The organism is Kordiimonas aestuarii, from assembly GCF_025574465.1.
GTDB classification, from domain to species: domain Bacteria; phylum Pseudomonadota; class Alphaproteobacteria; order Sphingomonadales; family Kordiimonadaceae; genus Kordiimonas; species Kordiimonas aestuarii.
In genome coordinates this window covers 528,270-550,581 of the sequence record NZ_JAOBPP010000021.1, presented here as the reverse complement: position 1 = coordinate 550,581, position 22,312 = coordinate 528,270, and the positions used below count along the sequence as shown (strand labels likewise).

Below are 22,312 nucleotides of genomic sequence, written 5' to 3'. Positions count from 1 at the left end.
CGGTATGTGGCTGCAAAAACGGAAAGACTGTTGGTATAGGCATTGGCGCGGCTGGGAGGCGCGCCGCTCAAGAAGTGTCTTGCGGTTGCCATGCGGCGTTGCCATGTTTGGTGGGTCAAGGAACCACCATCAAGGCAGTAGAGCGGACGTATGGCCAAAGACCTTTCAGAAACCGGTGAAACCGCCATCGTCCACGAGTTCGGAGAAGGGGATCTCATAGGCGGTCACCCGGTGCTTGATTTTATCAACACCCTGATACGGTGGGGGTCGCCTGAGCCGCTTGACCGGCTGGACGGATATATAAGCCTTGCACAATGGTCGGTTGTCGCCGGTGTTATGGAACCGGCACTTGCCGATATCGTGGCGATGAAAGCAAGCCTTGAGCCTGACGATGCCGTGGTAGCGCTTGAAAACGCCCGGGCATTGCGGGGTATCCTGCACCATGTTCTTGCCGCCCACGCACAGGGGGGCGAGCCAGCATATGACGACATGGAAGCATTTGAAGCTTTCTGGAAGCAGGCGATTGGTGCCCACCGGCTGGCCTTCACCGATGACCATATTGAGATTCGCCCCGTGGCTTTCACAAGCCTCACCATTATCGCTGATCTTATCACGCGTGACGCCGTAGACCTTGTGAAAACCCTCCCGGACAGGCGCCTGCGTCTCTGCGCTAACGATGCGTGCGGATGGCTATATCTGGTCAAAAGCGCGCGGGCAAAACAGCGCTATTGCGGTGGGCGGGTCTGTCTCAACAAAAGATAAAGCCCCCGGCTTTCACAGGGGGCTTTGGTAATCTTGCGTGTTGGGCGTACTTACTCTTCGTCGCTCAGATCCAGCTTCACATGGCGGGTTACGCCGCTGGGGCCGGGGAAATTCTCGAACAGCGCTTCGGCCAGATATGGTACCACTTCGGGCACCGCGCGGTTGCGTGTTTCGGTTTCGGCACGGCCTTCGAATACAAGGTCGCCATTGGGCTTGCGGATTTCCATCCACAAGGTGGCGGTATAGACCGTGCGGGTGACGATCCGGTCGTCAAAGTCGCGGCCGATGGGGTATACGGGGTGCCAGAAACGGCCCCAGTACCAATAGCTGCGCCAGTAAAAATCTGTGTGCATGCCGGGTGTGGCGGTCACTTTTTCGCGGCCATCGCTGATCTGCACGTCAAAGCCGACAATCAGGTCCGGGTCTTTTTCTCCGGTGGCCTTGTAGCCTTCATTGCGCAGATGGTTGGCGAGAATGGCGGCATATTGCTGAAACTCAAGGCTGTCCTTGCGTTCCTCGTTCATGGGCACAATCATCAGCCGCTCGCCCTGCGGGGCCGTCAGTTTGTGGAACGTGGCAACGTCGCTTCGGAATGTGCTGGAGCAGGCACCAAGGGTAATCAGCGCGAGCGAAAGCACGACCGACTTGAAGGTGTTGGCTGTCATCATGCTGGCCATTTTTGTTTTTCCGTCCTTGTTTGGCTCGTGTGTATCGCAGTCTATCAAGCCCCTGCCGCTGGGCAAGGCTTGATAGCTGTTTCATATCATCGCAGCCACTATAGGGGCCGCAGCCTGAACGCAGACTGAACGGCCAGCCGTGGTGACGAAGTGCTAGCGCAGGAAGCCGATGGCGTCCTTGACCTCGTTCAGGATCGGCTGTGCTATCGCCCGTGCGCGTTCGGCGCCGGAGCGCAGCACGCTGTCGATATAAGCCTCATCCTTCTGGATACGGGCCATTTCCCCGGTGATTGGTGCCAGCTTCGCCACTGCCACGTCGGTCAACGCTTTTTTGAAGTCGCCAAAACCCTTACCTTCAAACTCACCGCATACCTGGTCACGCGTCATGTCCATCAGCGCGGCGTAGATACCGACAAGGTTCTGCGCTTCGGCCCGGCCTTCAAGCTGGTCTGCCTTGGCGGGCAGCAGCTCGGCATCCGTTTTTGCCTTGCGGATTTTCTGCTGGATGGTATCGGCGTCATCATTGAGGTTGATGCGACTGTATTCCGACGGGTCCGATTTGGACATCTTCTTGGTGCCGTCGCGCAGGCTCATCACCCGGGTGCCTTCGCCCTGAATGACGGGCTCCACCACCGGGAACATCTCAACGCCAAAGTCATTGTTGAACTTCTGTGCGATGTCGCGGGTCAGCTCAAGGTGTTGTTTCTGGTCTTCGCCCACGGGCACGTGCGTGGCCTTGTATAGAAGGATATCCGCCGCCATCAGGTTCGGGTATACATACAGGCCCGCCGATGCCTTCTCGCGGTTTTTGCCTGCCTTGTCCTTGAACTGGGTCATACGGTTCAGCCAGCCGATCCGGGCGACGCAGTTGAAGATCCACGCCAGTTCGGCGTGGCCGGGCACGCGGCTCTGGTTAAAGAGGATAGATTTATTGGGATCGACACCAGTGGCGATATAAGCGGCCGCCGCTTCGCGCACCTGTGCACGCAGGTCGGCCGGGTCTTGCCAGACAGTGATCGCGTGCATGTCCACAACACAATAGATGCTTTCAAAATTGTCTTGCAGCTTCACCCAGTTGCGGAACGCACCAAGATAGTTGCCAAGATGCATGTTGCCGCTGGGCTGGGCACCCGAAAAAACGCGATTTGTCACCAAATGTCTCCATCATAAAAATACGGCACCTTTGGACCGGGCCGTCTCTGTCGCAGCGTTATGGCAAGGGGCGCGGAGCCGGTCAAGCGGGCAAAGCCCTCAGCGCCGCATAATTTGGCGGATTTCACCAAGTCGCACCGCGCCCAGCGCAAAGGCAAACACAAGGTAGCTGACACCACCCGCTATGATCAGAAGCACCAGATGTACGATACGCAGGTTGCCGTCTGCTTCGAACATGCTGCCGAAATATCCAAGGTAAGCCATCAACACCGCGGCCATGACCCCACAGGCCACCGCGGATTTGCCGATGGCAAGCCATGTCCGCCGGGTGAGGGAGAAGGCATCCCGTCTCTTAAGGCCATAATACAGCATCGCCACATTTGCCCATGCCGCGATGGCGGTGGCGGCGGCAAGGCCGACATGGGCGAAGTCCCATATCAGTGCAAAGTTGAGCCCTGTGTTGATCACCAGCGATACGGTGGCAAATCGCACCGGGGTTTTGGTGTCCTGCCGCGCGAAATAGCCCGGTGTCAGCGCCTTGGCAATCACATAGGCTGGCAGCCCCAGGGCATAAACCGCAAGCGCGCCTGCGGTAGCTGCGGTGTCTGCGCTGGTGAAGGCTTCGCGCTCAAACAGGGTTGCGATGATGGGCGAGGCAATCAGGGCCAGCGCGGTGGCGGCTGGCAGGGTGATCAAGAGGGTCAGCTCAATCGCGCGGTTTTGCTGTCGCGCGGCACCGGCGTCGTCCCCGCCTGCCAACAGGCGGGAGATGCCGGGCAGCAGAACGGTGCCCACCGCAATACCGATCACCCCCAGGGGCAATTGGTTCAGCCGGTCAGCATAAAAAAGCCAGGATACAGAGCCCTCGGGCAAAAAGCGCGCGGCCAGCAGGGTGTCGATCAGCAGGTTGATCTGCATGATACCGGCGCCAAGGGCAGCAGGGCCGATCACCCGGAACAGCTCCCTGATCTCCGGGCTCAGTTTTGGCATCGGCAGGCGCACTTTCAGCCCGGCGCGCCGGGCGGCGACAAACACCCATAAAAGCTGCCCGCCGCCCGAGGCCGAGACTGCGATCGCCAGCCAGCGGGCTTTTTCAACTGTCGTCTCGCCAAGGAAAAGCAAGGCGCTGATCATGAAAATATTGAGGATAACCGGCGCGAAAGCGGCGGCGGAGAAACGGTCCACGGCGTTCAGCATACCGGCGAAAAAGGTCATCAACGAAATGAGTACGAGGTAGGGGAAGGTGTAGCGTCCCAGCTCGACCGCGAAATTGAACTTCCCGGTATCGCCTTCGAACCCGCCGGAGAGGCCAAACATTACCGGTACCATCGCCACTTCCATGATGATCAGGAAGAGAATGAGGATCGGCGTCAGCCATGACAACACCTGGCTTGCAAACGCGTCCGCCGCACGTTTGCTTTCCGGCGTGACATCCTTGCCGAGAAAGCGGGCATAAAGCGGCACAAAACCGACCGTGAAGGCACCTTCGCCAAAAAGTCGTCTGAAAAAGTTGGGCAGCTTGAAGGCGATAAAAAAAGCATCGGACGCCATGCCTGCGCCCAGGTAGCGCGCAATCAGCATATCGCGCACAAAGCCGAAAACGCGGCTCAGCAGCGTGAAACCACCGACGGTGGAGATACGTCTGGCGAGGCTCACACCACCGTCTCCGTATGTTTGTTCTTCTGGGTGAAGATGGGCTCGCCGCGCGCGGCCTTCAGCAGTTTTTCCTCTATGTTGCGCAGGCGGATCTTGTTGGAGATTTTCTGGCCCACGAGGTCGCGCACGTAAAAGACGTCAATCGCGCGTTCGCCATAGGTGGCCACATGCGCGGAATACAGCGACAACTTCAGTCGGTACAGCGCATAGGCAAGGTCATAAAGAAGGCCGGGTCTGTCCTTGGCGTTCACCTCAATCACCGTGGACCAGTTGGACGCTTTGTTATCGATCAGCACCACAGGCTCAACCTCAAAGGCGGCGTCTTTCTTGCCGAAGATGCGCCGGTCCTTGAGCTGCTCCTTGGGCCGCACGTTGCCGCGCAGGGTCTCAAGGATGGTGCCTTCCAGTTTCGCAAGCGCCGGTTTGCTGTCAAATGCCTTGCCGTCCATGTCTTGCACGGCGAAGTTATCCATTGCCATGCCGTCCTTGGAGGTGTGGATCTTGGCGTCCATAATGGTGGCACCCGCCACCCCCAGCGCGCCAACGATGCGGGCGAAAAGACCAGGGTGGTCGGCGGTGTAGACCGATACTTTGGTCATGTCCTGAAAGGCTTCAACCCGCGCGGTGACACCAAAGGCGCCACCCCGGTCATCCGTTTCGCGGATCAGCAGTGCGTTCTGCTCAAGCGTGTTGGGGCCCTCGGCGATCCAGTAGGCGTCCGGCAGGCGGTCGGCGTGTTTGCCAAAGGTCTTGTCATCCCAATCCGACAGCGCTTCGCGCAGCGCTTCCTGTTTTGCGCGCACCCGCTCACCACGGCCTACATTGACATGGCCGGCCACCAGCACTTCTTCCGCTGCGTAGTAAAGCTCACGCAAGAGCTGGCCTTTCCAGCCGTTCCATATGCCCGGCCCAACGGCGCGGATGTCCACAACGGTAAGCACAAGCAAGAGCCTCAGCCGCTCAGGGCTTTTGACCAGCTCGCAGAAGTCGTGGATGGTTTTATGGTCGCTGAGGTCACGTTTGAAGGCGGTGTTGCTCATGAGCAAATGCCAGCGCACCAGCCAGGCGACCGTTTCGGTTTCGGCGGGCTTGAGACCAAAGCGCGGGCACAGGTATGCGCACACTTCCGCGCCGATGACAGAATGGTCCCCGCCCCGCCCCTTGGCGATGTCGTGCAGAAGCACGGCGACATACAGCACGCGGCGCGAGATCACTTTCTGGATCACGTCGGAGGAAAGCGGATGGTCGGCCTTCAGTTCCCCGCTTTCGATGCGTGGCAGCAGCCCGATGGCGCGGATCGTATGCTCATCCACCGTATAGTGGTGGTACATATCATACTGCATCTGCGCCACCACGCGACCAAAGTCAGGAACGAAGCGGCCAAACACGCCCGCTTCATTCATGCGGCGCAGGTTGATTTCACCTTCTTTTTTGCTTGTCAGGACTTTGAGAAAGTCCTCATTGGCGCGTTCGTCCGCGCGTACCTTGTCCGTAATACGGTGCAGGTTCAGCTTGATAAGCCTGAGGGCATCCGGATGAATGTCAAAACCCTTGTCGTCGGCCACCGCAAAGATGCGGATCATCAGGGCCGGGTCTTCCTTGACGTCCTCGGGAGACCCGAACGACAACCGCCCGGCCTCAATGACAAAATCCTGCAGCTTTTTGGTGCGGCGGAAGCGCGCGAGGAACGTGCTTTTCTGCTGCCGGGCTTCAAGCACCGCACAGAAGATACGCGTCAGGTCGCCCACCTGTTTGGCAACAAGGAAATAGTGCTTCATGAAGCGCTCAACGCCGCTTGCGCCCGGGTGGTCCTTGTAGCGCAACTGTTCTGCCAGCATGCGCTGGTAATCAAAGGTCAGGCGTTCTTCGGCGCGGCCCGCCATGAAATGCAGAGCCACGCGCACCGTCCACAGGAAGGATTCCGCTTTCTTGAACTGGCGGTTTTCCGAGGCGGTCAGCATATCCTCCGCCACCATGGTGTCGCGGGTGAGGCCGCCATAAAGATAATGCGCGATCCACCACATGGTCTGCAGGTCGCGAAGCCCGCCCTTGCCGTCCTTGATGTTGGGTTCCACCACATAGCGGCTGTCGCCCATCTTCTTGTGGCGGTTGTCGCGCTCCTCAAGTTTCAGTTCGACAAATTCGGTGCCACTTGGCGCGACCACGCGGCGAATGAAGCGTTTGGCGGCGGCGTGGAACAGCTCTTCTTCACCCCACAGGTAGCGCGCTTCCAGAAGCGAGGTGCGGATCGTGAGGTCATCCTTGGCGAGACGGCTGCATTCCTCGGGCGTGCGGGTGGCGTGGCCGACCTTCAGCCCCAGGTCCCACAGCACATAGAGCATATATTCCACGACATTTTCGGCCCACGGCGTGGATTTGTAGGGAATAAGGAACAAAAGGTCGATATCGGAAAAAGGCGCCAGTTCACCACGGCCATAGCCGCCGGTGGCAACAAGGCAAAGCTGCTCGGACGCGGTGGGATTGGAGAGCGGATAGACATGGGTGGTGGCAAAGTCATAGAGCGTGCGCAGCACCTGATCCATCACATAACACAGCGACGTTGCTGCCATGCGGCCGTTCTCGGCCTCGTCCAGAAACCGCCGTTTGACTTCGGCCCAGCCTGCCTGATGCGCGTCCTTGAGAATAGTGGTCAAGCCAAGCTGCCAGTCGCTCGCGCTTTTTTCCGCGACCATCTGGTCGAGCGCGATCACAAGTTCCTTGCGGTTAATGAGGGCGCGGCGATTTTTGATCTGGCTCATAAATTGGTTTCCAGTGGGGCCAGCGCGCCTTGGCGGCTAGCCCTCGAGTTCATCCTTGAGAGCATAAAGCATCTCAAGCGCTTCGCGGGGCGTCAACTGGTCGGGGTTGATATCAGCCAGTTTTTCTTCCACGGCGCTGGGGCCCCTGGGTGCTGCTTCACGTGAAACTGGGGTGCTTTGAAAGAGCGGCAAGTCGTTAATAAGACCGGTGACCTTGTCGCCCTTGTCGCTGTTCTCCAGATGGTCAAGCACTTGACGCGCGCGTTCCACCACCCGCGTCGGCAACCCGGCGAGCTTGGCAACCTGAATGCCGTAGGACCGGTCCGCCGCGCCTTGCGCCACTTCATGCAGGAAAACCACCTCGCCCTTCCATTCGCGCACCTTCATCGAGCGCAGGCTGACGGCATCCAGGGTTTCCTTCAGCGCGGTCAGTTCATGATAGTGCGTGGCAAAAAGCGCGCGGGACTGGTTGATGTTATGCAGGTTCTCCACCGCCGCCCATGCGATCGACAGCCCGTCATAAGTGGCCGTACCACGGCCGATCTCGTCGAGGATCACCAGCGAGCGCGGTCCGGCCTGGTTGAGGATGGCCGCGGTTTCCACCATTTCCACCATGAAGGTGGAGCGGCCGTGCGCGAGGTCATCCGACGCGCCCACACGGCTAAAGAGCCGGTCAACCACACCGATCTGGGCATGGTCGGCGGGCACATAAGCGCCGATTTGCGCCATCACGGCAATCAGCGCATTCTGGCGCAGGAAGGTACTTTTGCCCGCCATATTGGGGCCGGTGATCAGCCACAGCCTGTCATCGGGACCAAGGTCGCAGTCATTGGCGACGAAGGATTTGTCTGATGTGGCTTTCAGCGCCTTTTCCACCACCGGGTGGCGGCCGCCCTGAACGGTGAAGGCAAGGCTGTCGTCAACTTCTGGCCGGGTATGGCGTTCGTTTTCGGCGAGGGTTGCAAGGCTGGTGGCCACATCGAGGTCCGCCAGCGCTTCAGCGGCGGTGGAGATAGGCTCTGCCGCTTCCATGACCCTTGCCACCAGTGCCGCGAACAGCTCCTGTTCAAGCGACAGCGCGCGGTCACCGGCTTCCGAAATTTTCCCCGCCAGCTTCGACAGCTCGGCGGTTGAAAACCGGACCGAGTTGGCAAGCGTCTGACGGTGGATGAAGGTTTCATTGAGAGGTGCGGCGTGCATCTTGTCCGCATGTTTAGCGGTCACATCCACATGATAGCCGATGACGTTATTATGTTTGACCTTCAAGGAATTGATGCCGGTCAGCTTCTGATAGTCGGCCTCAAGCCCGGCGATCAGGCGGCGGCTTTCATCCTTGAGCACACGGAACTCATCCAGCGCGTCATGGTAGCCCTTCTGAATAAAACCGCCGTCGCGGGTCAGAAGCGGTGGTTCGTCCACCAGCGCGCGGCCAAGCTCATCAATCAGGCCGCCGTGTTCGCCAAGGTCAGTGGCGGCGTCGGCCACAAGATCCGGCATATCTTCAAACGCGTCCTTGGGGGCCAGCAGATAACTTTTCACCGCGCGCGCCGCTTCAAGCCCAAGCCGCATGGCATGCAGGTCACGCGGGCCACCCCGCCCAAGCGACAGGCGGGCCAGCGCGCGTTCCATGTCGGGGGCGGATTTGAAGGCTGCGCGCAGGTCGCCGCGCAGGTGGGGGCGATCAAGCATATAACCCACGGCGTCCAGGCGTTCGTTGATGCGGATGGGGTCCGTGAGCGGCGCGGCAAGGCGTTTTGCCAGCAGCCGCGCGCCAGCCCCCGTGACGGTGCAGTCAATCACGCTCAGGAGGCTGCCGGAGGTTTCGCCGTTTTGCGTGCGTGTCAGCTCCAGGCTGCGGCGTGTGGCGGCGTCGATCATCATGGTGCCGTCGGCCGCCAGTCGCCGGGGCGGGTAAAGCCGGGGCATCTTGCCTTTTTGCGTGTCCTCAAGGTAATCCACCAGCGCGCCAGCGGCGGCCAGGTCGGCGCGGCTCAGGTTCGCGAAGCCGTCAAGGGTGGCGACATCGAAAAGCTCCTTAAGCCGTCTGGCGCCAAAGGTGCTGTCAAACCGGTGGGCTTCCACAAGGCTCATCACGCCGCGCCAGTCAAAAAGCGCACTCGTCAGCTTTTCGTCACGCTGCATGTCTTCGGCGATCAGCAACTCACCGGGGTTCAGTCGCGCCAGGTCTGCGTCCAGCCGTCCGGGTTTGGTGGGGAGAATGAAAAACTCACCGGTCGAGATTTCAACAACCGCGAGTGACAGGTCGGCCTGCGCGCGGCCAAGCGCCACCAGATAGTTGGCGGCGCGGGCATCCAGCAGGTTTTCTTCCGTGATGGTGCCGGGGGTGACAAGGCGGATGACCTCCCGGCGCACAACGGATTTCGAGCCGCGTTTTTTGGCTTCTGCCGGGTCTTCGGTCTGTTCGCACACGGCGACCTTGAAGCCCTTGCGGATCAGGCGCGAGAGATACATCTCGCTTGCGTGTACCGGCACACCGGCCATGGGGATGTCTTCGCCCTGGTGTTTGCCGCGTTTTGTCAGTGTGATATCAAGCGCTTCAGCGGCGCGCTCCGCATCCTCGAAAAACAGCTCATAGAAGTCGCCCATGCGGTAGAACAGCATGCAATCCGGATAGGTGGCCTTGATCTCAAGGAATTGCTGCATCATGGGGGTAATGCCGGGCTCCTGCGCGGCGCGGGCCCATTTGTTGTCCGCTCCCGACACACTGCCTGACACACTGCCCGACACACTGCCCGACACACTGTCAGTGCCACCGTCAGCCTGATTGTTCGCGTTTGCCCCCAAATGCGCGCTACCTTCCATTTTTTTTAAGAACTCCCGGTTTACTGCCCGATTTCAATTGTCAGCCGCTTTATGCCATAGTATGCCGCATAACATACCCCGCTTTTAGAGCATTCTTTTATCTGTCGCCACCTAAAGAACAGAGGAATCCCCATGGCTAGCAAATCTTCCAAATTTACGGATGCGGAAGCCCTCAGGTTCCATTCTTCCGGCCGCCCCGGAAAGATCGAGATCACACCCACCAAACCCATGGCAACCCAGCGTGATTTGTCGCTGGCCTACAGCCCGGGTGTTGCTGTGCCGGTGAAGGAAATCGCCAAGGACCCGGATACGGCTTACGATTATACCGCCAAGGGCAACCTTGTGGCTGTTATCTCGAACGGGACCGCAATCCTTGGGCTCGGTAACCTGGGGGCGCAGGCGTCCAAGCCGGTGATGGAAGGCAAGGCTGTTCTTTTCAAGCGTTTCGCAGATGTTGATTCCATCGACCTTGAGGTCGACAGCGAAGACATTGACGAATTTGTCAACTGTGTACGCCTTCTGGGCCCCTCGTTTGGTGGTATCAACCTTGAGGACATCGCAGCCCCTGAATGCTTCATCATCGAACAGCGCCTGCGCGAGGCCATGGATATCCCGGTTTTCCATGATGACCAGCACGGCACGGCCATTATCACCGCCGCCGGTTTTATCAACGCGCTCGACCTGACGGGCCGTGAGCTGAAGGACACCAAGGTTGTCGCCATCGGTGCCGGCGCAGCATGTATCGCCTGTATCGAACTGATCAAGGCCATGGGCCTGCCGCATGAAAATGTCACCATGGTCGACCGCACCGGTGTTATTTATGCGGGCCGCACCGAGGGCATGAACCAGTGGAAATCCGCGCATGCGATCAAGACCGATGCGCGCACGCTTGAGGAAGCCATGGTGGGGGCGGATGTGGTTATCGGCCTTGCGGCGGCGGGTGCCATTACGCAGGATATGGTCAAGTCCATGGGCGAAAAGCCGATCATTTTCGCCATGGCCAACCCAGACCCCGAGATCACGCCCGAGGATGCACGCGAAGCCCGCCCGGACGCGATTATCGCCACCGGCCGGTCGGATTATCCGAACCAGGTCAATAATGTGCTGGGTTTCCCTTACATTTTCCGTGGCGCGCTTGATGTGCGGGCCCGCACCATCAACGAAGAGATGAAAATCGCGGCGGCACAAGCCATTGCCGAGCTGGCCCGCGAAGACGTGCCGGACGAGGTGGCTGCGGCCTATGGGGGCCAGCAACCGCACTATGGCCCGGAATATATCATCCCGGCACCGTTTGACCCGCGTCTGATCCGCCGCATTCCGGTGAAGGTGGCGCAGGCCGCGATGGACACCGGGGTGGCGCGCAAACCGATCGCCGATATGGAAGGCTATGAAAAAGAGTTGTCCGCGCGGCTTGACCCGACGGCAGACACGCTTTCGACCATGTTCGAAGACCTCAAGCGGCGTACACCCAAGCGCGTCGTGTTTGCCGAAGCGGAGGAAGAAAAAGTCCTGCGCGCGGCCATTGGCTTCAAGAACGCTGGCTATGGTATGCCGATCCTTGTGGGTTATGAAGCACCGATCCGCGAGAAGCTTCGGGAAATGGGCGTCGATGACCAGGCATTTGAGATCTGGAACGCGGCCAACACCCCGCGCACCAACGACTATGTGGATTATATCTACGAGCGCCTGAACCGCCGGGGCTTCCTGCTGCGCGACGTGCAGCGCCTTGTCAAACGGGACCGGAACGTCTTTTCGGCCTGCATGGTGGCAACAGGCGACGCCGATGCGGTTGTCACCGGTGTGACCCGCCACTACTGGCGCGCGCTCAAGAACATCCGCCGCGTGATCGACCCGCTGCCGGGCATGCGCCCCTTTGGCATGTCGATCGTGGTGACAAAGTCGCGCACGGTGTTTATGGCCGACACAACGGTGAACGAACGCCCGGGCGCAGAAGATCTGGCCGATATCGCACAAAGCGCGGCCTATTTTGTCAAACGCCTGGGTCACGATCCGCGCGTCGCATTCCTGTCATTCTCCAACTTCGGTAACCCGCCGTCGGACAAAACCAAACACATCCAGCAGGCGGTCAATATCCTCAACGAACGCGATGTTGATTTCGAATTTGACGGTGAAATGCAGGCTGACGTCGCCCTGAACAGGGATCTGATGGAACAGTATCCGTTCATGAACCTGTCTGGGCCTGCCAACGTGCTGGTGATGCCTGCGCTCCATAGCGCCAATATCGGCTACAAGCTGCTGGCGGAGCTGGGCGGTGGCCGGGTAATCGGGCCGATGCTTCTGGGCATGAGCCATTCGATCCAGGTGGCGCGCATGACCGCGTCGGCGTCTGACCTTGTGAACATGGCAGGCCTTGCGGCTTCGACCGCGCACGCGCTGGAGACCGCCCGCAAGGAACTGGCGCATGACGAGGACAAAGACTAGTCTGCGCCTGCCTAACTACTGAATTACCGGATCGGGAGGCTCAGGCCTCCCATTCTTTTAGTTTGCGGTAGAGTGTGGAGGGGTTCACCTCCAGCTTTTTGGCTGCTTTCCTGACCTTGCCGCCCATCAGGCTGATGGCGTGTTCGATAATTCGCCGTTCGGTGGTTGCCAGTGGCTCGATCTCTTCCGCGCTGGTCGGCAGGTGCGGCGTGTCAGTGCTGATGGTGCCATCTGTGGTGGCAGCAACCGTCTGAGCCGCCGGAATGCCGTTTGCGCCGGCCTGCTCCCGCAGGCGGCGGGCCGGGCCCATCAGACGTTCCAGCATCGGGGCGGTCAGCACGGGCCCTTCGTTCAGTACAACGGCGGAATGGATGACATTGCCCAGTTCGCGCACGTTACCGGGCCAGCTATGCGCCTTCAGGCGTTGTTCCGCGGCCTGCTCGATCCGGTCAAAAGTTTTGCTTTCTTCCGCCGCATATTGCGCCAGCAGGTGGTGGGCGATCAGCAGCATGTCGTCACCGCGTTCCGCCAGCGGGGGCAGGTGGATGGGCACCACATGCAGCCGGTAATAAAGATCCTCGCGGAAACGTCCGGCCTCCACCTCTTCCCACGGATTCCTGTTGGTGGCGCAGACAAAGCGTACATTCACATTGCGCGGTGTATTGCTGCCAACCGGCACCACCTGCCCGGTCTGGATAAAGCGCAATAGCTTGGCCTGCAGGTCAAGCGGCATTTCGCAAATTTCGTCAAGGAACAGCGTGCCGCCGTCCGCTGTTACCGCTGCGCCGTCACGGTCGGCGGCGGCGCCGGTGAAGGCGCCTTTCTTGTGGCCGAAAACCTCGCTCTCGATCAGGTTTGCCGGGATGGCCGCGCAGTTCAGCGCCACAAAGCGCTTTTCCTTGCGCGGGCTCTGGTTGTGGACGGATTCTGCGCACAGTTCCTTGCCGGTACCCGACGGCCCCATAATGAAAACGGAGGCTTTTGACGCGGCGCAATCCTCGATCATACGGTAAACCGCCTGCATGGCGGGGCTTGAGCCGATGAAACGATCAAACTTCTTCGCCCGTCCGCCCGCGAACCGTTCCACAAGGCCTGACAGTCGGTGGATCTCCAGTGCGTTTTTAACCGTGGTTACCAGCCGTTCGGCGGCAAAGGGCTTGAGAAGGAAGTCGGTTGCGCCGACGCGCATGGCTTCAACGGCCGTTTTCACCGAGCCGTGCGCGGTGATCACAATCACCCGGACGTCTTTTTTCTCCGCATGCAGGCCTTTCAGGATATCAAGCCCGTCCATATCGGGCAGCATCAGGTCCAGCAGGATAACGGTGGGCAGCTCCGCCTCGATATGACGCAGGGCGTCGGTGCCTGTCTCGGCAATCTCCACCGGTAGCCCGAGCGGACGCAGATATTCCCGGTAGGTCAGCGCGAGTGTCGGGCTGTCTTCCACAATCAGGATGCTTGCTCTGTTTGCCATCTGACCCCCTTCGGATAGCGAAATATGTCGCTGTGTGCGGCACACATCTCGCACAAACCCCACACACATCCCGTACAGTTTTCGCACAGATTGCCGCATTTTGCGACACAGATTTGCCCCGGTCATGGCTTCAGTTTAATGAAAATTGACCGTATTTGGTGACGATTGCTTTACGCCCTTGCGCTAGACTGGGCCACAGATCTCAGGCAAACTGCCAGCTCAACCTTGAGAGGGCCGACCATGGCGCAGGAAAAACTTGAACCACTGCAGGGCAGTGATAACCGCAGGCACCGCAGGCGTTCCGTTTTGTGGCCTGCCAAGCTAACTGTCGGTAAACACACGGTTTCCTGCCAGATATGGAACCTGTCGCTGGGGGGCGCGCGCGTGCGCGTTGACCTGCCGCTCAAGGAAGGCAGCGAGATTATACTGACCGTTGCCGACCGCGGTGATATTCCGGCGCTTGTCGCCTGGGCGCAAGGCGAGTCGCTTGGTATCCGCTTTAGCGTGGCGGAGGAAGTGATCCGCAAGATGTTTGCCGACCGCCTGCACATCCTGGGTCTTGATGACGATGACTAACCCGCGGTAATACTTGACGAATATGCCGTCTTCACGCCATATCAGCGCATGCAACATCACAGACTGACCAGCAAACTTTGGGTCGATGCCCATGTGCGGACCTGCCATATCGAGGGCTGCCCGGCGTTCATTGTCGCCAAGGGCGACGCGGAACGGGGCGGTATTCTGCTGAAGGTGAACCGCTTCAAGGACGGTGTGCATCTTTATGAACTCTCCCGCGATTTTGATGGCAACCGCCTGTGGCGACGCCTGGGCCCCGAGACGGGAGAGGACGAGGCCGACGCCGATAGCCGAGTGCGGAAAAAACGACAATTTGACAGCGATCTCTGGGTCCTCGAGATTGAGGACATGGCCGGTAACTATGTTTGTGATGCGCCGGTTTCCGAGCTTTAATGGCGCTTTCAGCTTGACGTCGGGCAGCGCCGTCCATAGGTAAAGCGGAAAGAACGACAACGCCGTTGGAAAGTTATTATGGCCAAGCTCCCGATTATCAATGTCCCAGATCCGATGCTCAAAACCCTCTCTGACCCTGTGGGTCAGGTGGACGATGACCTGCGCCGGTTGATGGATAACATGCTGGAGACCATGTATGACGCGCCGGGTATTGGTCTCGCCGCCATCCAGGTTGCCGTGCCAAAGCGGGTGATTGTGCTTGATACCGAAGGGGATGAAGAGACCGGCCGCAAGCCTGTGTTCCTCGTAAACCCTGAGATCACCTGGGAATCAGAGGAATTCAGCGTCTATAATGAAGGCTGTCTGTCGGTGCCGGAGCATTATGCCGAGGTCGAGCGCCCGGCGACCGTAAAGGTCAAATATTTTGACTATCACGGCCAGCAGCACGAAGAGCTGATGGAGGGCCTTCAGGCGACGTGCGTGCAGCATGAGATCGACCACCTGAACGGCGTGGTTTTTATCGACTATCTCTCCAAGCTCAAGCGCAATATGATCATCAAGAAGGTTCGCAAGGCGACCAAAGACGCCATGATCCTCTAACCTTTCATGTCGGGAGAAGGCACCATGCGGGTCGCTTTTATGGGCACACCTGATTTTGCCGTGCCAACCTTGAAGGCACTGCTGGCGGGCGGTCACGAGATCGTGGGCGTCTATAGCCAGCCGCCCGCACCTGCGGGCCGCGGCAAGAAGCTGAGGCCGTCTCCTGTGCAGGCTTTTGCCGAAAGCGCCAGCCTGCCGGTATTTACCCCAAAGTCCATGCGTAATGAAGTCGCGCAGGCGGAGTTTAGCGTCCTGCAGCCGGATATTGCTGTGGTGGTGGCCTATGGCCAGATCCTGCCGCAGGCTGTGCTGGATACACCAAAACATGGCTGTGTGAATGTGCACGCAAGCCTGCTGCCGCGCTGGCGCGGGGCTGCGCCGATCCACCGTGCGGTGATGGCGGGCGACACAAAGACCGGTGTGTGCATCATGCAAATGGAAGCGGGCCTTGATACCGGGCCGGTGCTTATTCGGGCGGAAACCGACATAGCGCCTGATGACACCACGCTCAGCCTGCATGACCGGCTGTCTGACATGGGAGCCAGCCTGATCAATGAGGCCGTGGAAGGGCTTGTGTCCGGGACACTGGTGGCGGAACGTCAAGGGGAAGAGGGCGTGACCTACGCCAAGAAGATCGAGAAGGCAGAGGCTCGCATAGACTGGAGCCGTTCCGCCGTGGAGGTGGACCAGCACGTGCGCGGACTGTTCCCGTTTCCCGGCGCCTGGTCCGAGATGGCGGGGGAGCGCATCAAGGTTCTTGCCGGTATCATGGAAGAAGCAGGGGGCGCCGCCGCCGGGCAGGCTCTTGATGACGAGATGCTGATCGCTTGCGGGCGTGGCGCTTACCGGGTTGAGCGGGCGCAACGCGCAGGCAAGGCCCCGATGGACCGCGCTGACCTGTTGCGTGGCTTCACCTTGCCAAAAGGAACAAAAGTTGGCTTGGACGATTAATGCAGCGCTTTAAACTCACCATCGAATATGACGGCAGGCCCTATGTCGGCTGGCAGCGGCAGGACAATGGTCCATCCGTTCAGGCCGCGATCGAGGATGCCTGCGCGGCCTTTGCGCCCAATGAGGATATTCGCGTTATCGGGTCCGGCCGTACGGATGCCGGCGTGCATGCCCTGGGGCAGGTTGCTCACCTCGACCTTGACCGCCCCATGACACCTGATGCGCTGCAGGGCGCGCTGAACTATCACCTCAAGCCTGAGCCGATATCGATCCTGGCTGCCGAAGCGGTGGACGCTGAATTCAGCGCGCGTTTCTCAGCGCTTAAGCGGCACTATATTTATAAAATACTGAACCGGCGCGCGCCACCATCCTTTGGAAAAGGGCTGATATGGCATGTGAAGGCACCGCTTGACCATGCAGCGATGCATGAGGCGGCGCAGTATTTAGTTGGTCAGCACGACTTTACCACATTTCGACATGCGCGCTGCCAGGCCAAAAGCCCGGTTAAGACCATGGACTACCTGACCGTGGAGCGGGTGGGCGAGGAAGTGCATATCCATGCAGGCGCGCGGTCTTTCCTGCATCATCAGATCCGTTCGATCACCGGCACTCTCAAGCTGGTGGGGGAGGGCAACTGGTCGCCAGAGGATGTGAAAGCTGCGCTGGACGCGCAGGACCGCAGCCGGTTGGGGCTCAACGCCCCGCCAGATGGATTATATTTTCGTAAAGTCGAATTTTAAGCTGCGGTAGCTAGGCTGCATTGCTCGCAGGCTGTGCCAGCATCGCGTAAAGAGCGCCGGAATCACCGGTTGCGCGCAGCTTGGCCAGCATGTTTTCGTCCCGGAGCAGCCTTGAAATACGCGCGAGCGCCTTCAGGTGGTCCGCGCCTGCGTCCACTGGCGCCAGCAGCATGAACACAATGTCCACCGGCTGGTCGTCTACGCTGTCAAAGTCAATGGGGTTTGCCAGCCGCGCGAACAGGCCGACGATGCGGTCAACCCCTTCAACACGCGCGTGCGGTATGGCAACACCCTTGCCAACACCAGTGCTGCCAAGGCGTTCCCGTTCCAGAAGCTTGTCAAAAACAGTGCGAGGGTCGAGGCCGGTGGTGTCTGCCAGCTTGCGCGACAGTGCCTGAATCGTCTGTTTTTTACTCGATGCTCTAAAGTCGGCGAGAACATGCTCGGCCGCCAACAAATCTTCGATCTCCATGATCTCTCTCTTACCCGGGCCCATCAACATGTGGGCCCGGTACCTCTCTGGCTTTAAATCCTACCTGTACCAAAAGGCGTCAGGCGTCGGCCCCCGGGCTTATCCACCCGATATTGCCATCCTGTCGGCGGTAAACCACCTCCAGTGCCTCACTCTTTCGGTTTCGGAAGACAAATGCATTAGCGTCAGCCAAATCCATCAACATCACAGCATCCCCCACAGATACGAGTGGGATAGCCTTTTTGCTTTCTGCGATGATGATCGGCTGATCATCGTGCCCGTTCGGGGCTGGTTCGTCGTCTTCCTGCTCCGGCGCGATAACTGTATCGCGTGCCAATTCCATGGCGACGTCGCGCTGCGGGGCGTGGTGGTGGTTCTTAAGGCGTCGTTTGTATCGACGCAACTGTTTTTCTATTTTCTCTGCTGCAGTCTCAAATGCGGCATAGGGTTCATCGGCTTCGCCCCTGGCTTGCAGGCTGATGCCTTGATTGGCGTGAAGTGAAATATCTGCTCGGTAGGTATGACCCTCTTTGACAAAAGTGGTTGTAGCATCAATGGTGCGGCTGAAATATTTTTCTGCGACTGCTTCGAGGCGCTCTTCAATATGGCTGGTGAGGGCTTCGCCTACATTCATTTTCCGTCCGGTAACATTGATATCCATAGGTGCCAATCATCCTTTCTCTGGCTGCCGGGGAGGCAGCCTTTCACGGTAATGCGGGCCATTGCAACCCGCCGTGCGGCACTCACTTTCCGATGCCTTTCCCCGTCCGACATCGGGGCCGCTGCTAACCATTGCGGCTAACATATTTAGCCTACCACAAAAGATGGTTTAAGTGTGGTTAATGGGGAATGATTTATGTCAAATTTTTGAAACTAAAGAGAATTTGAGAGGCCGTTCAGAGGCCGTCCCACACGGGCGCGCGCGCGACTCACGAACCCATATTCTTGAGGCGCCTGCGTTGCACCGATGACGGGATGCGCATAGCCTCCCGGTATTTGGCAACCGTGCGCCGCGCGATGTCTATGCCTTCGCCCTGCATAATGGCGACAAGCTTGTCGTCGGAGAGGATTTTTTTCGGCTCCTCGCCATCGATCAGCTCCTTCAGGCGGAATTTGACCGACTCGGAGGAATGCGCATCACCGCCGTCCCCGGAGGAGATGGACGAGGTGAAAAAATACTTCAGCTCAAACATGCCGCGCGGGCACGACATGAACTTGTTGTTGGTCACGCGGGAGACGGTGCTTTCATGCATGCTGATTTCGTCCGCGATGTCCTTGAGCGTAAGCGGCTTGAGGAAACGCACGCCATGCTCGAAAAAATGGCTCTGGGTTTTGACCAGCGCGGTCGAGACCTTCAAAATAGTGCGTGCCCGCTGGTCAAGGGCCTTCACCAGCCAATTGGCGCTTGAAACGCAGTCGGACACAAATGTCCTGGCTTCCTTGCCAGAGGCAGCTTCGGATAGTTCGGATAAATATTGCTGGTTGACCAATACTTTCGGCAATGTATCGGTGTTGAGCTCAACAACCCAGGTGCCCACGCGGCTTTTATGGACAAAAATATCAGGCACGACAGGCTGCACCGAAGCACCGCCGAACATCAGGCCGGGTTTCGGGTTCAGTGCGCGGATTTCCTTGACCATGTCGGTAATATCGTCCTGATCCACCCCGCAGACACGCTTGAGGGCAGCCATGTCCCGCTTGGCGAGCAGGTCGAGATTGTTGATCAGCGCTTCCATTGCGGGGTCAAAGCGGTCCAGTTCCTTGAGCTGCAGGGACAGGCATTCACCCAGGCTGCGGGCAAAGACACCGGAGGGCTCCAGTGTCTGCAGCACTGATAAAATGCGCCCGATCTCCATCTCGTCAGTGCCGAGCTGTTCGGCCACTTCGTCAAGGCTTTCGGTGCGCAGATATCCGGCATCGTCCACAAGGTCGATCAAATGGGTGGCGATCAGCCGCTCAGCCGGGCCGTGCAGCGCGACGGCCATCTGCCGCATAAGATAGTCCTGCAGGCTCTCTTCGCCCTCCAGCGTCTGGTCGAGACCACGTTCGTCGAAACCGCCGCCGCTGCTCTTGACGCTGCCGCCGCCGTCATACGACAAGCTGCCGGATGACATGCCCTCAGGCGCGCTTTCCGTGCTGACGCGGTCCGATGCAGCATCGCTGTTGTAGATGTTGGTTTCAAAGTCGGTGTCGAGTGCCCCGTCATTCCCGGATGACGTATCCATGGCGCTTTCAAGCCCGCGATCTGCCGCGACAATACCGTCCGAGCCATCGCCGCCCTGTTCGCCACCTTCGCGCAGATAATCATCAGAGGCCGAGCCGCCCTGCTCGCCGCCTTCCTGGGTGATGGGCCCGTCACCGGGTTCACCCACGTCCAGAAGCGGGTTGCGCTCCACCTCTTGCGAGACATAGTCTGCAAGTTCAAGGTTTGACAGTTGCAAAAGCTTGATCGCCTGCTGCAACTGGGGTGTCATCACCAGCTGTTGGCTTTGTCTTAGATCAAGCCTTGGCGTTAAGGCCACGGATACCCCTCCTAAAGGCTGAAACTTTCACCCAGGTACACCCGGCGCACGTCCGGGTCCTTGAGCACGGCCTCGGCGTTACCCTCAAACAACACATGGCCGTCATAGATGATATAAGCGCGGTCGATGATATCGAGCGTTTCGCGCACATTATGGTCGGTGATCAACACGCCGATGCCGCGATCCTTCAGGTGCGCCGTCAGGTCCCGAATGTCGGCGATGGCGATGGGATCAATGCCAGCAAATGGCTCATCCAGCAGTACAAAGCTGGGCTGTGCCGCCAAGGCGCGTGCGATTTCGCAGCGCCGCCGTTCGCCCCCCGATAACGCAAGCGCCGGCGTATTGCGCAAGTGTGTGATCGAAAACTCGTCCAGCAGCTCGGTGATGATCGCATCCCTGGCGTCGCGGTCTTTTTCCACCACCTCAAGGACCGCGCGGATGTTCTCCTCGACCGTCATGCCGCGGAAAATCGACGTCTCCTGTGGCAGATAACCGATGCCCAGCCGGGCGCGGCGATACATGGGCAAATGTGTCACATCATTGCCGTCCAGCTCTACCCGGCCATGGTCAGGCGCGATCAGCCCGGTGATGGAATAAAAGCAAGTGGTCTTGCCAGCACCGTTGGGTCCCAAAAGGCCGACGACCTCGCCCCGGTGCACCGAAAGCGATACGTCTCTTAGGACAGGGCGCCCGCTATAGGCCTTGCCGATACCACAAACGTGAAGGCCCTCGCGGCTGTCGCCGACCTTCTTGTCATCGCCTGAAGTTTGACCGCTTGCGCTGTCCTTCATACTCATAGACCATCCCTTGGTGCGGGCCTTCCGTGTCAGGTTTTTCCCCGGCCTGACAACCCGTGACGCTGTTTGGCTCATTTTATGCATGAGCTTTATCAATAAATCATGAAGATGGGCGCGACGCTAGAGAAAAGCAATGGGGTGCGCTCAATTTCTCGGGCTGTTCCCATCGTGTGCGAGGGGCTAAAAGGTCGTGCCAAAGCGCCTTTCAGCCATAAAGGCGCTTATTTGTTGCCGTCCTTGTCATCTTTTTTCGGTGGCACGCTGAACTGGCCGCGAACCCGGCCGTCTTCGCTGGCTTTACCGTCAAGCTTGGCGAGGCCCGAAACAAGGTCAAACTCAAGCCTGTCGCCCTTGAGCATGCTGTCGCCCTGCTGGAATGTGACGTCTCCGCCGAGGGTGATCAGGCGGCGGTCCACATCATATACACCCCATTCACCGGTCAGCGTTTCACTCGCGGACGACAGTTTCACGTTGCCTTCGGCATCGAGGCGCGAGATCGACGGGTTTTCGACGCCATTTTCCGCCTGGTAGAAAACGGTCAGCGTATTGGCGTTCAGGGTCATGTCACCCTGCTTGACCACAACGGCACCCTTGAAGATGGCGCGCCCTTCTTTCTGCTTCATCTCAAGCCGTTCAGCTGAAATGTCGATGGGCTGATAGGTGTCGTGGTTCTTGAGAACAGACTGAGCGGAGACGCCGCTTATCCCCCACAGTGTTGTTGCCAGAAGGCCTGAAATTACCAAAGTACGAATTGTCATCATCTGCCTCATGTGCCGGCGAACTCTGTCTGGTTACGGTTTGGCTGGCTCGTCAGGTGCGGTGGTTTTGGTCCGTCCGTCTTGGGCCGCCGGGGAATAAGATAAAGCTTTACGCCACCTTCGAAAATACCTTCCTGTGTATCCACAAGAATTTCCATTTTACCCGCTTCGAGACGGCCCAGTTCGGACGCGCCGCGTACGTTGCCCTGGCCCTCTGCCCTGTGGGCCTTGAGATCAATTTCGGCACCATCCATCTCAAGCTCATAGCCCGCGGCAGAGCGCACGGATACACCGCCGACAAGCGAAAGCGTACTTTCTTTCATCCGGTAAATTCCGGTGCGCGCGTGCACATACGCCGGGTTGCCGGGCTGCAGTTCCATCTGCGCGCGGATGTCACTGAGCCGGATACGGGGCGACTTGACATCTTCCTGCTGGCCGGAGCCAGCCTCCACACTGAACAGCCGGTTGCCCGAATCCGTGCCGACATAACGCGGGTTGGTCATGTGGATGATGCCGTCGCTTTTGGCAACGTCGTCTTGTGACAAGGTGAAGCTGACTTCTTTTTCATTGAGGAACGGCCACAGGATAGTGGTTCCGCCCACGATAACGGCGAGAACCGGCAGCAGGGCCCGCATGAACAGGATAAAACGGTCCCAGCTATCGTCGGTTTTTTTGATCACCATCGGGCCCAAAGCCGTGCGGTCCCGCTCGCGGGGGGCGCTGTTGCTTTTCAAATGCTCTTCGGTGGCGTGTGACATATA

At 59.0% G+C, this 22,312-nt stretch carries 19 protein-coding genes; 7 read left to right on the top strand and 12 right to left on the bottom strand.

Annotated elements, in window-relative coordinates; all coding sequences use genetic code 11:
- The first annotated feature begins 150 nt into the window (after positions 1–150).
- A complete protein-coding gene (locus OEU85_RS15135) occupies positions 151–762 on the top strand; it encodes a CGNR zinc finger domain-containing protein (protein WP_262692348.1) in 612 nt (203 codons plus the stop codon).
- Positions 763–812: 50 nt separating this feature from the next.
- Here the strand turns inward: OEU85_RS15135 and OEU85_RS15130 are convergent, their stop codons facing one another.
- From OEU85_RS15130 to mutS, 5 genes are all read right to left on the bottom strand, one after another.
- Complete coding sequence (locus OEU85_RS15130; protein ID WP_262692347.1) at positions 813–1,439, bottom strand: DUF4136 domain-containing protein; 627 nt, start codon at positions 1,437–1,439, stop codon at positions 813–815.
- A gap of 153 nt (positions 1,440–1,592) precedes the next feature.
- Complete coding sequence (gene trpS, locus OEU85_RS15125; protein WP_262692346.1) at positions 1,593–2,591, bottom strand: tryptophan--tRNA ligase; 999 nt, start codon at positions 2,589–2,591, stop codon at positions 1,593–1,595.
- A 99-nt stretch (positions 2,592–2,690) separates the two neighbouring features.
- On the bottom strand, positions 2,691–4,247 hold the full coding sequence (gene murJ, locus OEU85_RS15120) for a murein biosynthesis integral membrane protein MurJ (RefSeq protein ID WP_262692345.1): 1,557 nt from the start codon (positions 4,245–4,247) through the stop codon (positions 2,691–2,693).
- Positions 4,244–7,006 (bottom strand): [protein-PII] uridylyltransferase, encoded by a 2,763-nt coding sequence (locus OEU85_RS15115; RefSeq protein ID WP_262692344.1) that lies wholly within the window; start codon positions 7,004–7,006, stop codon positions 4,244–4,246. The genes murJ and OEU85_RS15115 overlap by 4 nt, the downstream gene beginning before the upstream one ends.
- 36 nt (positions 7,007–7,042) lie before the next feature.
- Positions 7,043–9,673 (bottom strand): DNA mismatch repair protein MutS, encoded by a 2,631-nt coding sequence (gene mutS, locus OEU85_RS15110; RefSeq protein ID WP_394805434.1) that lies wholly within the window; start codon positions 9,671–9,673, stop codon positions 7,043–7,045.
- Positions 9,674–9,961: 288 nt separating this feature from the next.
- Here mutS and OEU85_RS18585 point away from each other — a divergent pair, with 288 nt between their 5' ends.
- Complete coding sequence (locus OEU85_RS18585; protein WP_317277432.1) at positions 9,962–12,271, top strand: NADP-dependent malic enzyme; 2,310 nt, start codon at positions 9,962–9,964, stop codon at positions 12,269–12,271.
- A 40-nt stretch (positions 12,272–12,311) separates the two neighbouring features.
- Here the strand turns inward: OEU85_RS18585 and OEU85_RS15095 are convergent, their stop codons facing one another.
- A complete protein-coding gene (locus OEU85_RS15095; protein ID WP_262692342.1) occupies positions 12,312–13,742 on the bottom strand; it encodes a sigma-54-dependent transcriptional regulator in 1,431 nt (476 codons plus the stop codon).
- Positions 13,743–13,982: 240 nt separating this feature from the next.
- On the opposite strand from OEU85_RS15095, the gene OEU85_RS15090 reads away from it, so the two are divergent.
- From OEU85_RS15090 to truA, 5 genes are all read left to right on the top strand, one after another.
- Entirely contained in the window at positions 13,983–14,318 is a 336-nt protein-coding gene (locus OEU85_RS15090; RefSeq protein WP_262692341.1) for a PilZ domain-containing protein, read from the top strand.
- Positions 14,319–14,366: 48 nt separating this feature from the next.
- Positions 14,367–14,711: a DUF1491 family protein gene (locus OEU85_RS15085; RefSeq protein ID WP_262692340.1), complete on the top strand. Its 345-nt coding sequence runs from the start codon at positions 14,367–14,369 to the stop codon at positions 14,709–14,711.
- 78 nt (positions 14,712–14,789) lie between these two features.
- Positions 14,790–15,311, top strand: coding sequence for a peptide deformylase (gene def / locus OEU85_RS15080; RefSeq protein ID WP_262692339.1), 522 nt, complete (start codon positions 14,790–14,792; stop codon positions 15,309–15,311).
- A 24-nt stretch (positions 15,312–15,335) separates the two neighbouring features.
- Complete coding sequence (gene fmt, locus OEU85_RS15075) at positions 15,336–16,262, top strand: methionyl-tRNA formyltransferase (protein WP_262692338.1); 927 nt, start codon at positions 15,336–15,338, stop codon at positions 16,260–16,262.
- Positions 16,262–17,002, top strand: a complete 741-nt coding sequence (truA, locus tag OEU85_RS15070) for a tRNA pseudouridine(38-40) synthase TruA (protein WP_262692337.1) — start codon at positions 16,262–16,264, stop codon at positions 17,000–17,002. Before fmt ends, truA begins: the two co-directional genes overlap by 1 nt.
- A 10-nt stretch (positions 17,003–17,012) precedes the next feature.
- Here truA and ptsN read toward each other — a convergent pair whose 3' ends face one another.
- The 6 genes from ptsN to OEU85_RS15040 all read right to left on the bottom strand — a co-directional run bounded on the left by ptsN (position 17,013) and on the right by OEU85_RS15040 (position 22,309).
- Positions 17,013–17,474: a PTS IIA-like nitrogen regulatory protein PtsN gene (ptsN, locus tag OEU85_RS15065; RefSeq protein WP_262692336.1), complete on the bottom strand. Its 462-nt coding sequence runs from the start codon at positions 17,472–17,474 to the stop codon at positions 17,013–17,015.
- 79 nt (positions 17,475–17,553) lie between these two features.
- Positions 17,554–18,135: a ribosome hibernation-promoting factor, HPF/YfiA family gene (hpf, locus tag OEU85_RS15060; RefSeq protein ID WP_262692335.1), complete on the bottom strand. Its 582-nt coding sequence runs from the start codon at positions 18,133–18,135 to the stop codon at positions 17,554–17,556.
- A 268-nt stretch (positions 18,136–18,403) separates the two neighbouring features.
- A complete protein-coding gene (rpoN, locus tag OEU85_RS15055) occupies positions 18,404–19,996 on the bottom strand; it encodes an RNA polymerase factor sigma-54 (RefSeq protein WP_262692334.1) in 1,593 nt (530 codons plus the stop codon).
- Positions 19,997–20,007: 11 nt separating this feature from the next.
- Positions 20,008–20,787: an LPS export ABC transporter ATP-binding protein gene (gene lptB / locus OEU85_RS15050; RefSeq protein WP_394805433.1), complete on the bottom strand. Its 780-nt coding sequence runs from the start codon at positions 20,785–20,787 to the stop codon at positions 20,008–20,010.
- Positions 20,788–21,014: 227 nt separating this feature from the next.
- Positions 21,015–21,551 carry a lipopolysaccharide transport periplasmic protein LptA gene (lptA, locus tag OEU85_RS15045; protein ID WP_262692332.1) on the bottom strand — a complete coding sequence of 179 codons (537 nt, stop codon included), beginning with the start codon at positions 21,549–21,551 and terminating at the stop codon, positions 21,015–21,017.
- An 8-nt stretch (positions 21,552–21,559) separates the two neighbouring features.
- The gene (locus OEU85_RS15040) at positions 21,560–22,309 is read right to left on the bottom strand and encodes a hypothetical protein (RefSeq protein ID WP_262692331.1); all 750 of its coding nucleotides are present in this window, start codon (positions 22,307–22,309) and stop codon (positions 21,560–21,562) included.
- Positions 22,310–22,312: the final 3 nt, after the last annotated feature.

Excerpts from the sequence above, each read along its gene's own strand:
- OEU85_RS15135 (WP_262692348.1), top strand. The coding sequence starts at position 151 with ATGGCCAAAGACCTTTCAGAAACCGGTGAAACCGCCATCGTCCACGAG.
- OEU85_RS15130 (WP_262692347.1), bottom strand. The coding sequence starts at position 1,439 with ATGGCCAGCATGATGACAGCCAACACCTTCAAGTCGGTCGTGCTTTCG.
- OEU85_RS15115 (WP_262692344.1), bottom strand. The coding sequence starts at position 7,006 with ATGAGCCAGATCAAAAATCGCCGCGCCCTCATTAACCGCAAGGAACTT.
- mutS (WP_394805434.1), bottom strand. The coding sequence starts at position 9,673 with ATGATGCAGCAATTCCTTGAGATCAAGGCCACCTATCCGGATTGCATG.
- OEU85_RS18585 (WP_317277432.1), top strand. The coding sequence starts at position 9,962 with ATGGCTAGCAAATCTTCCAAATTTACGGATGCGGAAGCCCTCAGGTTC.
- OEU85_RS15095 (WP_262692342.1), bottom strand. The coding sequence starts at position 13,742 with ATGGCAAACAGAGCAAGCATCCTGATTGTGGAAGACAGCCCGACACTC.
- OEU85_RS15090 (WP_262692341.1), top strand. The coding sequence starts at position 13,983 with ATGGCGCAGGAAAAACTTGAACCACTGCAGGGCAGTGATAACCGCAGG.
- OEU85_RS15085 (WP_262692340.1), top strand. The coding sequence starts at position 14,367 with ATGCAACATCACAGACTGACCAGCAAACTTTGGGTCGATGCCCATGTG.
- def (WP_262692339.1), top strand. The coding sequence starts at position 14,790 with ATGGCCAAGCTCCCGATTATCAATGTCCCAGATCCGATGCTCAAAACC.
- fmt (WP_262692338.1), top strand. The coding sequence starts at position 15,336 with ATGCGGGTCGCTTTTATGGGCACACCTGATTTTGCCGTGCCAACCTTG.
- truA (WP_262692337.1), top strand. The coding sequence starts at position 16,262 with ATGCAGCGCTTTAAACTCACCATCGAATATGACGGCAGGCCCTATGTC.
- ptsN (WP_262692336.1), bottom strand. The coding sequence starts at position 17,474 with ATGGAGATCGAAGATTTGTTGGCGGCCGAGCATGTTCTCGCCGACTTT.
- hpf (WP_262692335.1), bottom strand. The coding sequence starts at position 18,135 with ATGGATATCAATGTTACCGGACGGAAAATGAATGTAGGCGAAGCCCTC.
- lptB (WP_394805433.1), bottom strand. The coding sequence starts at position 20,787 with ATGAAGGACAGCGCAAGCGGTCAAACTTCAGGCGATGACAAGAAGGTC.
- lptA (WP_262692332.1), bottom strand. The coding sequence starts at position 21,551 with ATGACAATTCGTACTTTGGTAATTTCAGGCCTTCTGGCAACAACACTG.
- OEU85_RS15040 (WP_262692331.1), bottom strand. The coding sequence starts at position 22,309 with ATGTCACACGCCACCGAAGAGCATTTGAAAAGCAACAGCGCCCCCCGC.